This is a genomic window from Acinetobacter sp. M5A5_2a, from assembly GCF_053345265.1.
This window is the reverse complement of sequence record NZ_JBKEZV010000013.1, coordinates 91,120-105,345: the sequence shown is the minus strand read 5'-3', so window position 1 is coordinate 105,345 and position 14,226 is coordinate 91,120. Positions and strand designations below refer to the sequence as shown.

13 protein-coding genes are annotated in these 14,226 nt (G+C 41.9%); 12 read left to right on the top strand and 1 reads right to left on the bottom strand.

The annotated features are described in order from the left end of the window. Window positions 1-6 precede the first annotated feature (6 nt). The 12 genes from nuoE to ACLBWE_RS17075 all read left to right on the top strand — a co-directional run bounded on the left by nuoE (window position 7) and on the right by ACLBWE_RS17075 (window position 13,080). Entirely contained in the window at window positions 7-516 is a 510-nt protein-coding gene (gene nuoE, locus ACLBWE_RS17130) for an NADH-quinone oxidoreductase subunit NuoE (protein ID WP_003653477.1), read from the top strand. Then, window positions 513-1,844, top strand: coding sequence for an NADH-quinone oxidoreductase subunit NuoF (gene nuoF / locus ACLBWE_RS17125; protein ID WP_003653475.1), 1,332 nt, complete (start codon window positions 513-515; stop codon window positions 1,842-1,844). Before nuoE ends, nuoF begins: the two co-directional genes overlap by 4 nt. Before the next feature lie 12 nt (window positions 1,845-1,856). After that, window positions 1,857-4,541: an NADH-quinone oxidoreductase subunit NuoG gene (gene nuoG, locus ACLBWE_RS17120; protein WP_447604072.1), complete on the top strand. Its 2,685-nt coding sequence runs from the start codon at window positions 1,857-1,859 to the stop codon at window positions 4,539-4,541. Window positions 4,542-4,544: 3 nt separating this feature from the next. Next, complete coding sequence (gene nuoH / locus ACLBWE_RS17115; RefSeq protein WP_003653472.1) at window positions 4,545-5,561, top strand: NADH-quinone oxidoreductase subunit NuoH; 1,017 nt, start codon at window positions 4,545-4,547, stop codon at window positions 5,559-5,561. A gap of 18 nt (window positions 5,562-5,579) precedes the next feature. Continuing rightward, complete coding sequence (nuoI, locus tag ACLBWE_RS17110) at window positions 5,580-6,122, top strand: NADH-quinone oxidoreductase subunit NuoI (protein WP_003653469.1); 543 nt, start codon at window positions 5,580-5,582, stop codon at window positions 6,120-6,122. Then, window positions 6,122-6,640 carry an NADH-quinone oxidoreductase subunit J gene (gene nuoJ / locus ACLBWE_RS17105; protein ID WP_014205902.1) on the top strand — a complete coding sequence of 173 codons (519 nt, stop codon included), beginning with the start codon at window positions 6,122-6,124 and terminating at the stop codon, window positions 6,638-6,640. Before nuoI ends, nuoJ begins: the two co-directional genes overlap by 1 nt. Beyond that, a complete protein-coding gene (gene nuoK, locus ACLBWE_RS17100) occupies window positions 6,640-6,948 on the top strand; it encodes an NADH-quinone oxidoreductase subunit NuoK (protein WP_003653467.1) in 309 nt (102 codons plus the stop codon). The genes nuoJ and nuoK overlap by 1 nt, the downstream gene beginning before the upstream one ends. Then, window positions 6,945-8,834 (top strand): NADH-quinone oxidoreductase subunit L, encoded by a 1,890-nt coding sequence (gene nuoL, locus ACLBWE_RS17095; RefSeq protein WP_080026390.1) that lies wholly within the window; start codon window positions 6,945-6,947, stop codon window positions 8,832-8,834. Before nuoK ends, nuoL begins: the two co-directional genes overlap by 4 nt. Window position 8,835: 1 nt before the next feature. Beyond that, window positions 8,836-10,434, top strand: coding sequence for an NADH-quinone oxidoreductase subunit M (gene nuoM, locus ACLBWE_RS17090; protein ID WP_003653463.1), 1,599 nt, complete (start codon window positions 8,836-8,838; stop codon window positions 10,432-10,434). A gap of 2 nt (window positions 10,435-10,436) precedes the next feature. Continuing rightward, window positions 10,437-11,933 carry an NADH-quinone oxidoreductase subunit NuoN gene (nuoN, locus tag ACLBWE_RS17085; protein ID WP_003653461.1) on the top strand — a complete coding sequence of 499 codons (1,497 nt, stop codon included), beginning with the start codon at window positions 10,437-10,439 and terminating at the stop codon, window positions 11,931-11,933. Window positions 11,934-12,033: 100 nt separating this feature from the next. Continuing rightward, the gene (gene upp, locus ACLBWE_RS17080) at window positions 12,034-12,669 is read left to right on the top strand and encodes a uracil phosphoribosyltransferase (RefSeq protein WP_003653460.1); all 636 of its coding nucleotides are present in this window, start codon (window positions 12,034-12,036) and stop codon (window positions 12,667-12,669) included. Between the two features lie 117 nt (window positions 12,670-12,786). Then, window positions 12,787-13,080: a cold shock domain-containing protein gene (locus tag ACLBWE_RS17075; protein WP_005042841.1), complete on the top strand. Its 294-nt coding sequence runs from the start codon at window positions 12,787-12,789 to the stop codon at window positions 13,078-13,080. A gap of 206 nt (window positions 13,081-13,286) precedes the next feature. Here ACLBWE_RS17075 and gigC read toward each other — a convergent pair whose 3' ends face one another. After that, window positions 13,287-14,171, bottom strand: a complete 885-nt coding sequence (gene gigC, locus ACLBWE_RS17070; protein WP_198497073.1) for a LysR family transcriptional regulator GigC — start codon at window positions 14,169-14,171, stop codon at window positions 13,287-13,289. Between the last annotated feature and the right edge of the window lie 55 nt (window positions 14,172-14,226).

Sequence of the window (14,226 nt, the reverse complement as noted above, 5' to 3'; positions counted from 1 at the left end):
CACATAATGATGATTTTGACTGATAAAAAGCCACGTGTGAATGTTGAAGGGATTTTGACTGCGGAAGAAATTCACGACATCGAACATCACATTGGTCACTATCCATACCCTCGTGCAGCCTCTTTGGATGCATTGAAGTGTGTACAACGCCGTAATGGTTGGGTAGATGACGCTCAAATGAATGCCATCGCACAGTTATTGTCGATGAGTGTTGCTGATTTGGAAGGTGTTGCAACATTTTACAACCGTATCTATCGCCACCCGGTAGGTCGTCACGTGATTTTGCTTTGTGACTCAATTGCTTGCTTCTTAATGGGTGCAGAAACACTTGCTGAAGCATTCCAGCGCGAATTAGGAATTCAGTATGGTCAAACGACACCAGATGGTCGTTTTACACTGCTTCCAATTTGCTGCCTAGGCAACTGCGACAAAGGCCCAACTTTAATGATTGATGAAGATACTCACGGTTTAGTCGAAGTGACATCAATTAAACAGTTATTGGAGAAGTATGTATGAATACTGAACCAAAACCAATTTATGGCGACGGTAATCCGGAAACTCATCCGCTCACTTGGCGTTTAAGTAAACGTGAAGAAGTTCGTGGTGCTGATGATTACGAAGCACTTGAAGGTTATGCTGGCTTTAAAAAAGCATTAGGCATGAAACCTGCTGAAGTGTTAGATGTCATTAAAGCTGCAACTGTAAAAGGTCGTGGTGGTGCGGGTTTCCCAGCGGGTATTAAATGGTCATTAATGGCACCAAATGATGGTGGTCCACGTTATTTGATCTGTAATGCCGACGAAATGGAGCCGGGTACTTTTAAAGACCGTTTGTTGATGGAAAAACTTCCACATCAATTGATCGAAGGTATGTTGATTGCGGGTTATACCTTAGAGGCAACTCAAGGTTATATCTTTATCCGTGGTGAATATATTGAGGCAGCTCAATACTTAAATGAAGCATTAGAACAGATTCGTGCTAAAGGTTATTTAGGCGAAAACATTTTAGGTTCTGGCTGGAATTTTGATCTGCATGTACATACGGGTGCAGGGCGTTATATCTGTGGTGAAGAAACTGCATTGATTAACTCGCTCGAAGGCCGTCGTGCAAACCCACGTACTAAGCCGCCATTCCCGCAAGTTGCAGGGGCATGGGGCCGTCCAACAATTGTGAACAACGTTGAAACTTATAACAACTTGCCAGCAATCATGCTTCGTGGTCCAGAGTGGTATATCGGTTTATCAGCAGGTAAATCAAAAGACCCAGGCACTAAAATTTATGGTGCATCAGGTAAAGTAAAATTCCCGGGTCTTTGGGAATTGCCATTTGGTACAACTGCACGTGAAGTGATTGAAGATCATGCTGGTGGTATGCGTGAGGGCTTAAAGCTCAAAGCATGGTTACCGGGTGGTGCTTCAACTGACTTTTTACCGGCTGATACCATTGATTTACCAATGGATGCAGACACGATTATGAAAGCAGGTTCTCGTTTGGGAACATGTTTATTGATGGTGGTTGACGAAACTCAATGTATGGTATCACTCACTCGTAACTTAGAAGAGTTCTTTGCGCGCGAATCATGTGGTTTCTGTACACCATGTCGTGATGGTTTGCCATGGGCTGTTAAAGCGCTTAAAGCACTTGAAGTAGGCGAAGGTAAGAAAGAAGATATCGATCATTTACAAGAATTGACTCGTAAATTATGGATTGGTAAAACTTTCTGTGCCCACGCACCAGGTGCGATGGAGCCGCTTATGGGCGCACTCAAACATTTCCGTGGTGAGTTTGAAGCGAAAGTGACGACTCGTCCTGTCGTGCAAACCAGCAACGTAGAACAAGCTTAAGGAATTCGACTTATGGCTACAATTCATGTCGATGGAAAATCGTATGAAGTCAACGGCTCGGAAAACTTGCTACAAGCATGTTTGAGTCTGGGCATCGACATCCCATATTTTTGTTGGCATCCATCCTTAGGTTCGGTTGGTTCTTGCCGTCAATGTGCTGTTACGCAATATGCGAATCCAGAAGATACGCGTGGTCGTTTGGTCATGTCATGCATGACACCAGCATCTGACAATACCTATATCTCGATTGAAGACAAAGAAGCAACAGATTTCCGTGCATCTATTGTTGAATTTTTGATGACGAATCACCCACACGACTGTCCAGTCTGTGAAGAGGGTGGTCACTGTCATTTACAAGATATGACTGTGATGACTGGTCATGACCGTCGTCGCTACCGTTTTACAAAACGTACGCATTACAACCAAGAACTTGGCTCATTCATTGCACATGAAATGAACCGCTGTATTGCTTGTTACCGTTGTGTTCGTTACTACAACGACTATGCGGGCGGTACGGACTTTGGTGTTTATGCCAATGCATCTCGTGTTTACTTTGGTCGTCCAGAATCAGGTACTTTAGAATCTGAATTCTCGGGTAACTTGACTGAAGTATGTCCAACAGGTGTATTCACTGATAAGACTCATTCAGAGCGTTATAACCGTAAATGGGACATGCAGTATGCACCAAGCGTGTGTCAAGGCTGTTCTTCTGGTTGTAACATTTCTCCGGGTGAGCGTTATGGTGAAATCCGCCGCGTAGAAAACCGTTTTAATGGTTCGGTTAACCAGTACTTCCTTTGTGATAAAGGTCGTTTTGGCACAGGTTATGTAAACCGTGCAGACCGTCCACGTCAGCCTCAGTTCCGTAACGGTGAAACTGTTGCAACTGTTTCTGTTGATCAAGCTTTAGATCAAACGATTGCGAAGCTTCAAGGCAAAAAAGTTTTGGGTATTGGTTCTCCGCGTGCAAGCTTGGAATCGAACTATGCATTACGTGAGCTTGTAGGTCAGGCAAATTACTCAACTGGTGTTGCACAAAAAGAGCAAAAGCTTGTTGAACTTGCTGCATCTATCATGCAAACCGAGGGTATTTACAACCCGAACATGCGTGAAATCGAAAGCTATGATGCTGTCTTGATTTTAGGTGAAGACCTGACTCAAACTGCACCACGTATGGCCTTGTCAGTTCGTCAAGCTGCGAAAAACAAAGCTCGTGAAATGGCTGCAAAAACACGTACCCCAGACTGGTTGGCTGAACCTGTACAACGTATTGGTCAAGAAGCAAAATCTCCGATCTATATCTTGGCTGCAACTCAAACTCGTCTTGCCGATGTTGCAACTGGTGAAGTTGTTGCTTCTCCAAATGACATTGCTCGTTTAGGTTTTGCAGTAGCTGCGGCAGTGAAAGGCGAAACAGTGAATGGTTTAGATGACGATGCAAAAGCATTTGCTCAAACCATTGCTGATACGTTAAAAGCAGCAAACAAGCCATTAATCATTGCGGGTACTAGCTTGCAAGATGCTTCTATTATGGAAGCTGCGGCTGAGCTGACTCAGAACTTAGGTTCTAAAGCTGGTTTAAGTCTTGTGGTTCCTGAAGTGAACTCGATGGGCTTGGCTCTGTTTGGTGGCTTAAGCCTTGAACAAGCCTTTGCTCAAGACTACGACACACTTGTTATTGTTGAAAATGACTTGTTCCGTCGCTTACCTGCTGTACAAGTGCAGGCTGCACTTGATAAAGCTGAAACAGTAATTGTGCTTGATCACAGTGAAACTGAAACTGTGAAACAGGCTGATATTGTACTTTCAGCAGCAAGCTTTGCCGAAGGTGACGGTACTGTTGTAAGCCAAGAAGGTCGTGCACAGCGTTTCTATCAAGTTTACGATCCAAGTTACTACAAACCTGAGTACGCAATTAAAGAATCATGGCGTTGGTTACATGCCATTGAAACTGGCATTAAAGGTAAAGCTGTAGACTGGACATTGCTTGATGATGTGATTGAAAGCATCGTAAAAAATGTACCAGTACTTGAAGCTATTCAAGATGTGGCACCTGATGCAGGTTATCGTGTACATGGTTTGAAAATTGCACGTGAACCACGTCGTTATTCAGGTCGTACAGCAATGCGTGCGCCGTTATCGGTTCATGAACCTAAACAGCCTACAGATCTAGATTCAGCATTAACATTCTCAATGGAAGGTTATGTTGGTCCGCAAAAAGCATCATCATTAGTACCATTTGCATGGGCTCCGGGCTGGAACTCTCCACAATCTTGGAACAAATACCAAGATGAAGTGGGTGGTCACTTAAAAGGTGGTGATTCAGGTATTCGTTTATTCGATTGCTTAGCAAAACGTCCTGCACGTAGCTATGTAGCTCCAGTAGCGGTAGTTGCAAACCCTGAAAGTTTCCGCTTAGTACCAATGCATCATATTTTTGGTTCTGGTGAATTCACTATTAAAACACCTGCAATGGAAACTCGCATTCCAGAAGCTATGTTTGCAGTGGGCGAACAAGATGCAACTCGTTTGAACCTTCAAGAAGGTCAACGCATTACAGTAAAAGCAGGCGAAACCAGTGTGAGCTTGCCTGTACAAGTAATTGAATATTTACCTACAGGTTATATTGGTTACCCAGTTGGTTTAGCACCAATGGTGTCACTAGCTGAGCCTGTTTCAGTGGCTTTAGGAGTGTAATTCATGAATCAAGAAATTATACGTCAAACGCCACTTTGGGCTGAGAACTGGCCAATTGCCTATGCTGTAGTTCAAGCAGTTGTGATTTTGCTTGTGGTTGTTTTAGTTGCAGCGTTGATGTCTTTTATTGAACGTCGTTTGCTTGCTTTGTGGCAAGACCGTTATGGTCCAAACCGTGTTGGTCCTGGTGGTATGTTCCAGATCGTTGCCGACATGCTCAAGATCATGTTCAAAGAAGACTGGACACCAAAATTTGCTGACAAGCTTACATTCCGTTTAGCACCAGCTGTTGCAATGGCAACAGCGGTTCTTTCATTCATGGTTATCCCGGTGAGTCCTTCACTGGGTGTTGCCGACATGAGTATCGGTTTGTTGTTCTTCATGGCAATGGCTGGTATTGCAGTCTATGCAGTATTGTTTGGTGGCTGGGCTTCAAATAACAAATACTCATTGCTTGGTGGTTTACGTTCAGCTGCTCAAACCATTTCTTATGAAGTGTTCTTGGGTATCTCATTGATGGGTGTGGTGGCAATTGCAGGTTCATTTAACCTTCGTGAAATTGTTGAAGCACAACGCGATGTTTGGTTCGTCATTCCACAATTCTTAGGTTTCTTGATTTTTGTGGTTGCTGGTGTTGCGGTAACTCACCGTCATCCATTTGACCAACCAGAAGCAGAACAAGAATTGGCTGAAGGTTACCATGTTGAATATGGTGGTATGAAATGGGGTATGTTCTTCGTTGCTGAATATGTCAACGTGGTACTTATTTCTGCATTGATCGTAACTTTATTCTTCGGTGGCTGGTTAGCGCCATTCAATTTAGAAATTCCATTTGTTCCGCCAGTATTCTGGTTTGTGATTAAAACAGCATTCTTTGTAATGATGTTTGTTTTGGCTCGTGGTTCTTTAATGCGTCCACGTTATGACCAAGTCATGAACTTTGGTTGGAAAATTTGTTTGCCATTGGCGTTGGTCAACTTGTTAGTGACTGGTGCTGTGATTCTGATGAATCAGGCCTAGGACAGCAGGGAGTACAAAATGTATAAATTTCTAGCTGGATTCGGATCGATTGTACGTTCGTTATTTATGGTATTTAGCCATGTAACGCGTAAACGTGACACGATTTTATATCCAGAAGTACCGGCTGAACAGATTGTGCCGCCACGCTTTCGTGGTCGTATTGTGTTGACGCGCGACCCAGATGGGGAAGAGCGTTGTGTGGCATGTAACCTATGTGCGGTTGCGTGTCCAGTTGGCTGTATCTCATTACAAAAAGCAGAAACAGAAGATGGACGTTGGTATCCGGAATTTTTCCGTATCAACTTTTCACGCTGTATTTTCTGCGGTATGTGTGAAGAGGCTTGTCCAACAACTGCGATTCAGATGACACCAGATTTCGAACTTGGTGAATATGTACGTCAAGACTTGGTTTATGAGAAAGAAAACTTACTCATTTCAGGTCCGGGTAAATACCCAGACTACAACTTCTACCGTGTAGCTGGTATGGCAATTAACGGTAAAGAGAAAGGTCAGGCGCAGAAAGAAAGTGCACCAATCGATGTACGGAGTCTATTACCATGATGTGGCCGTTTTATTTGATGGCACTCGTGGCCATCGTTTCTACGGTTCGTGTAGTGACTAACACGAACCCTGTACATGCTTTACTTAGTCTAATTGTTTCATTGCTTGCTGTTGCTGGTATTTTCATGATCGTGGGGGCGCCTTTTGCAGGTGCTCTTGAAATCATTGTTTATGCCGGAGCAATTATGGTTCTGTTTGTCTTCGTGGTGATGATGTTGAATTTAGGTCAACACACTGTAGAACAAGAACGTAAATGGCTTTCTTCAGATGCTTGGGCATATCCAGCACTCATGAGTTTCTTACTCGGCTTGCTTTTGGTTTGGATGCTTGGTGGTGAATACACCACAATTTCAGCACCACTTGGGGCACAAGTGATTGGACCAAAAGTAGTTGGTCAAGCACTCTTTACTCACTATTTACTATTGGTTGAAGTTGCCGCGATGTTATTGCTAGCAGCCCTTGTTGCAGCATACCACTTAGGTAAACGTGAACCAGGTGCAGAAGAGGAAAAAGAATAATGGGCCAGATTCCTTTAGAACATGGTTTGATTGTTGCAACCATCCTTTTTGCACTCGGTTTTTACGGTGTAATGGTGCGACGCAACCTATTATTTATGTTAATGAGCCTTGAGGTCATGATGAATGCTGCTGCATTGGCATTTGTTCTTGCGGGTAGCGTATGGGCACAACCAGATGGACAAGTTATGTTCATTCTGATTTTGACCCTTGCAGCAGCAGAGGCATGTATCGGTCTTGCGATTGTCCTTCAGTTCTATCATCGCTTCCATCACTTGGATGTGGATGCTGCTAGTGAGATGCGCGGATGAGTTATTTATATCTAACAGTATTATTTCCGCTAATCGGTTTTATTTTATTGGCGGCAGGACGAGACAAACTCTCTGAGAATGTTGCAGCAATTATTGGTGTGGGTTCTGTAGGTTTATCTGCATTATTTGCATTGATTGCTGGAATGGCATTTACCACAAGTGGTCAGCAAGTTTTTGTTCAAAATCTGTGGACATGGTTCAATGTTGGCGGTTTTGCGCCGGGCATTAGCTTACATTTAGATGGCTTATCTTTACTCATGATGGGCATGGTTACGGGTGTTGGTTTCTTAATCCACATCTTTGCATCATGGTACATGCGCGGTGAAGAAGGTTATGCGCGCTTCTTCTCTTATTTCAACCTATTTGTTGCCAGCATGCTTGTGCTTGTATTGGGTGACAACTTAGCGTTGTTATTCTTAGGTTGGGAAGGCGTAGGTCTTTGCTCTTATTTGCTTATTGGCTTCTATTATGCAAACCCTGCAAATGGTTGGGCTGCGATCAAAGCATTTACAGTTACCCGTGTAGGTGACGTATTCTTACTTATCGCTTTATTCTTGCTTTACCAACAATTTGGTACGTTGAATACTCAGTACATCGTTGAACATGCAGCAGAAGTAATGACGAAGAGTTCGTCACTTACGATCTGGACTGCATTAATGTTGTTCTTGGGTGCTGCTGGTAAATCTGCACAAATTCCATTGCAAACATGGTTGGCAGATGCAATGGCAGGTCCAACACCTGTTTCAGCATTAATCCACGCTGCAACAATGGTAACGGCGGGTGTGTATTTATGCTGCCGTCTATTCAGCGTATTTGAACTTGCACCTGAAGTGATGCAATTCATTTCGGTAACTGGCGCGGTAACTTTGTTAGTTGCAGGTTTTGCTGCACTCGTTCAAACAGATATCAAACGTATCTTGGCTTACTCAACAATGAGTCAGCTTGGCTATATGTTTATGGCTGTAGGTGCGGAAGCTTATCAAGCTGGCTTGTTCCACATGTTGGCTCACGCATTCTTTAAGGCATTATTATTCTTGTCTTCTGGTGCGGTGATTCTGGCTTACCACCACGAGCAAAACATTTTCAAAATGGGTGGCTTGTTCAAACGTAACAAATTCCTGTTTGCTTGTTTCGCGATTGGTGGCGGTGCACTAGCAGCGATTCCATTCTTGACGATTGGCTTCTTCTCTAAAGATGCGATTCTTGGTGAAGTTTGGGTACAAGGCCAATCAGTTGCTTTATACCACACCTTATATTGGGTGGGTGTAGCAGGTGCATTCCTGACTTCAATTTATACATTCCGTTTAATCTGGGTTGTATTCTTTGGTCAAGAAAACACGCCTTACCATGAAATTAAAGGTGCAACTTACTGGGCTCCATTGGGCATTTTAGCGGTACTGTCTACTTTTGTTGGTGCCGTATTAAAAGCACCTGTAGCTAGTATTCTTAATACTGCAAAAATTCCTGAATTCCATGTGGCTGAACAATTTGTAGAAGGCATGCATGGGGCAGAGCATTTAGCAGTAGGAATTGCGCTAGTTGGTCTAGTTGTTGGTATAGCATTATTTACATTTGCTTATGGTGCAGTGAAATCATTCGCTCAAACAAGTTTGGGTGCAGGTCTGGCACATATTTGCCGTACTGCTTTTGGTTTTGATGCATTGTATGACATCGTTTTTGTTAAACCTTATTTATTCTTCGCCAAAATCTTTGGCCGTGATCCGATTGACAGTTTGTGGTTAGTTCTTCCTGCACTTGTGAAAGGCGGAAATAGTTTTACAAGCTCACGTCAAACCGGTTCATTGCGTGAATACGCATCAAGTATGTCACTCGGTGTAGTGGTGTTATTGATGATCTTGATCGTTATTCAGGTAGTGGGGAAATAAAATGGAAAACAATTTAATTTTACCCGCGCTGATTCTTGTTCCGTTCATTGCTGGTTTTATTTGTTGGTTAGTCGATAAGCTCGACAAAACTCTGCCACGCTGGATTGCCTTAATTGGTATGCTCATTACTTTGGGCTTAGGTCTTGCACTTTGGCAAAGTGGAACTTATAGCTATGAGTTGGGTTCAAAAATCCCAACTTGGACTGCTGAGTTCTATTTACCGTGGATTCAATCACTCGGTATTGGCATTCACCTTGCTGTGGATGGCTTATCTTTACTCATGGTGCTATTAACAGCGTTACTTGGTGTACTTGCTGTTGGTTGTTCATGGGGCGAAATTCAAAAGAACGTTGGTTTCTTCCACTTAAACCTCTTATGGAGCTTAGGTGGCGTTATCGGTGTATTCTTAGCGATTGACCTGTTCTTGTTCTTCTTCTTCTGGGAGATGATGCTTGTACCAATCTACTTCTTGATTGCGTTATGGGGTCATAAAGGTTCAAACGGTCGTTCACGTGTTTACGCAGCTACCAAGTTCTTCCTTTACACGCAGATCGCTGGTTTAGTGATGTTAATCGGTATCCTTGGTCTTGTAGTTTATGGCTACATGATGACAGGCATGATCGGTTTCGATTACAACTATTTATTAGCTGTAGCCAACCACTTACCTGCGAACCTAGCTTATGGTTTCATGATCTGTTTCTTCATTGGTTTTGCCGTGAAGCTACCAGTGTTTCCATTACATGGTTGGTTGCCGGATGCGCATGCTCAAGCTCCTACAGCAGGTTCTGTAGACTTGGCGGGTATCTTGATTAAAACAGCTGCGTATGGCTTGCTTCGTTTTGTAATTCCATTCTTCCCGACAGCTTCTGCTCAGTTTGCAGATATTGCGATTATTTTCGGTTTGATTGGTATTTTCTACGGCGCATGGTGTGCTTACCAGCAAACTGATATGAAACGTTTACTTGCGTATACGTCGATTTCACACATGGGCTTTATTTTACTTGCAATCTACGCAGGTAACATTTTGACCTTCCAAGGTCTAATGATCATGATGTTGGCACATGGTTTGTCATCAGCTGCATTGTTCATTATGTCTGGTCAGATCTACGAACGTTTACATACACGTGATTTACGTTTAATGGGTGGTCTTCGTGGCCAGCTTCAGTACTTGCCATTTTTCTTGATGTTCTTCGTAGCTGCTCTTGTGGGCGTGCCAGGTTTGGGTAACTTTATCGGTGAATTCCTGATTTTGATGGGTTCATTTAATAAATATCCTGTCTTCACGATTCTTGCTTCTATCAGCCTTGTATTTGCAGGCTTATATGGCTTGATCTTGATTCACCGTGCTTTATTTGGTGAACCAAACCCTGAACAAAAGCAACACTACACTAGTCCACTAAAAGACTTATCTGCTCGTGAAGTTGGTATTTTGATGATTTGTGCGATTGGTCTCGTTTGGCTTGGTATCTACCCACAAACATTCTTGGATATGTCTCATTCAAGCATGCAGTGGTTGGTCAATAGTTATATGCCAGTTCAAGAAGTCGTTGAAACTGTTCAGCAAACAGCTACTCAACTTGACCATGTGGAGATCCAATAATCATGAACTTCACAGTATCACTCTCTACGCTTATGCCTTTAGCTCCGGTGATGATTGTTGCTTTGACAACAATCGTCGTCATGCTGTTAATTTCTATTAAGCGTAATCATAATTTAATCGCAACAACTTCTGTTGTTGGTCTAAACCTCGCTGCACTTTATATTTTATTTGCAGTATTTGGCGGTAAGTTTGTACCGGCAAATGTGATGGGCATGTTTATGGTTGATCCATTTACCATGTTCTATCAATTTATGATTTTGATTGCGGCATTGGCTTGTTGTACTTTGTCTCATGCTTACATCGAAACTTATAAAGATAACCGCGAAGAACTATATCTTTTGTTACTTGCTTCAGTAGCAGGTGCAATGTTGATGGTTGCAAGTTCTCACTATGCATCGTTCTTCATTAGCCTTGAGTTAATGTCGATTCCTGTATATGGCTTACTTGCTTATACCTATCAACGTAGTAGTTCACTTGAAGCTGGTATTAAATATCTTGTACTTTCAGCGACAGCTTCTGCAATGCTGTTGATGGGTATGGCATATATCTATGCATATACTGGTTCGCTTTCATTCTATGATTCTGTACAGGCGTTATTTGGTGCAATCAAACAGCCAATGGTGTTATTAGGTTTAGCACTCATTATCTTTGCTGTTGCATTTAAATTATCGCTTGCGCCATTCCATAAATGGACACCAGATGTATATGCAGGTGCACCAGCGCCAATGGCAACTTTCTTGGCGACCGCTGCTAAAGTTGCAACCATTGGTTTGTTCGTGCGCTATATGCTTGCTTCAGGCGCAATTATGGTGGACTCGTTAGTCACTATTTTGACAATCATTGCAGTATTGTCGATTTTAGTTGGTAACTTACTTGCTGTTCGTCAAGTTAACTTAAAACGTATTCTTGGTTATTCATCTATTGCTCATTTTGGTTATTTGTTAATTGCGTTAATTAGTATGACTTATGCGAGCTTGGGTAGCGTAACTGTATATGTGGTGTCTTATGTATTAACAACTATCGGTGCTTTTGGTGCGGTAGCGTTAATGTCTAGCCCATATAACAACGTAGATGAAGCACAAAGCCTTGCAGACTACCGTGGTTTGTTCTGGCGTCGTCCAGTACTTACAGCAACTTTAACAGTCATGATGCTATCTTTGGCTGGTATTCCATTAACAGCAGGCTTCATTGGTAAGTTCTTGGTTGTAATGGCTGCTGTAACAACTCAACACTGGTTCTTGGCTGCAATGATTATTGTGGGTAGTGGTATTGGTTTGTACTATTACTTACGTGTGATGGTTGTAATGTATATGACACCACCAGAAACTCCTCGTATTGATGCAGATGCTCATTGGGGTCAAAAAGTAGGTGGTTTAATGGTATTGGCTGCTGCTGCATTAGTTATTATTTTGGGTGTTTACCCAGATCCAATGATTAATTTGGCATTAAAAGCAGAAATTTTATCTCCATTACATTTCATGCTTTCACAACAACAATAATCCTAGTGTACAAAAAAGCCTCCAAATCTGGAGGCTTTTTTTTATTGAGCATTAAAAAAAGATTATAATAAATACGTTTTTATATTTTTAGGTAACATCTGTGGCCATTCAAGAAATTCGTCACCCACTTATTCGTCATAAATTAGGTTTGTTACGTCGTTCTGACATCAGTACTAAGAATTTCCGTGAGCTTGCTCAGGAAGTGACTATGTTATTGACGTATGAAGCAACAAAAGATTTACCAGTTGTGGATTGTGAAATTAATGGATGGGCCGGAACTGTTACTACTCAGCGTATTGCTGGTAAAAAAATAACGATTGTACCGATTTTACGTGCAGGAATTGGTATGCTGGATGGCGTACTTAATCTGATTCCAAGTGCTAAGGTTAGTGTTTTAGGTCTTGAACGTAATGAAGAAACATTAGAAGTTCGTACTTATTATAAAAAACTAGTTCCAGATGTTGCTAATCGTCTTGCAATGATTATCGATCCAATGTTGGCAACAGGTAACTCATTAGTTGCTGCCATTGATGTGTTAAAGGCGAGTGGCTGTAAAGATATACGTGTTATGGTATTAGTTGCTGCCCCAGAAGGTGTTGCTAAAGTTGAAGCTGCTCATCCAGATGTACAGATTTATACAGCATCTATTGATAATGGCTTAAATGAACAGGGCTATATTGTTCCGGGTTTAGGTGATGCGGGCGATAAAATTTTTGGTAGTGTCCAAAAAGACTAATTTTTGAAATAATGATAAAAAGAGACTTAATCAAACCGTAAAGTTTTGAGGGCGGATTGAAAGTCTCTTTTTAATTTTCTGCTGTAATAACAGTATTGAAAAAGTAAGGTAAAGATCATGAAGCAAGAGTTTTATACCGGAAAAGTTAAACAATATGATCCTGACAAAGGATTTGGTTTTATTGGAACGGCTGAAGGAGATATTTTCTTTCATATTTCGGATTTTCCTGCATCAGAAGGGGAGCCGAAAAGAAATGAAAAAGTGAAATTTCTCGCTGTAGATAATCAGGGGAAATTTAAGGCTATAAAGATTGAACGTATCGATCCTAATCCGTCTAAAACCAAAAAAACTCAAATTACTGATCATAATAAAGCGATTACAACAGAGTTGTTATCACATTTTCGACGCTAATAGTGTTCTCAATGCTCAAAGCTATCTTGTTGCAGAGTTTAGCTAAGACCAGCAAAGAAGATTTTTGATCGTTTGTGGAACGAGTAAGTAATAAACAATTAAGGGAGGTGTTAACTTCCCTTAATTGTTTTAAGTAATAAATAATAAAATGAAAAGAATGGTGAGTTATCTGAGAACAACTCAAGATGGTACTAGAAGATCAGGTCTTAAACCTGCTCTTCACAGAATTGTAAGAATGCTTTGAGGCCAGGACCTTGGTATTTTTGACGGTGTACCAACATGTAAAGTGGGCGAGTAAGTTGCCAGAATGGCGTTTCTAAAATAACTAATTGTTCTTTTTCAATTAAAGGTTCAATAGCGAGTTTAGAGATACAAGACATTCCTAAACCACCAGCAACGATTTTCAAAATTGCTTCATTGTGGCCTAGGGTGAGGCGAATATTAGCGTCTGGTAGATCTTGCAAAATAGCATTATCAAACACTTCACGAGTTCCCGAACCCTCTTCACGTAAAATCCATTCAACTTGATGAAAATCATGTGCTGTTAAAGGTCGATTTAAGCGTGCTAGAGGATGGGTAGGTGAGCAGCATACTGCAAGCTCATCATCACGCCAGTGAATGCATTGAAGTTGAGGTAGATGACACGAGCCTTCAATTAATGCTAAATCAAGCTGAAACTGATTGACAGCTTCAATCATTTGGCGAGTATTGCCCACCTGTAATTGCAAGTGTGCTTTAGGGTGATACTGTAAAAAGTTAGCCATTAAATCTGGCATAAGGTAATCACTGATCGTTAGAGTTGCCCCAATACGTAAGTCAATACTTTGTAACTCACCTTTTGCAGCTTGCTCAAAAGCTTCACAGCGACCTAATATTTCTAGTGCTTGTGGCAATAGAAAGCGACCAAGATCGTTGAGTTGTAGTCGTTTACCTAAACGATCAAATAGAGGGGCACCAAGACCATCCTCTAAATCGGCTAAAGCCATACTTGCTGCACTTTGCGTCAGTCTGACCGCATCACTGGCTTTGGTGACAGTTCCTTCTTGAGCGACGGCTACAAAAACAGCCAACTGGCGTAATGTCATGCGCATGTTTAAAAAGCCTTAACGTTTAAAAGTATTCATTATTTCGACTGTCATGCTAACA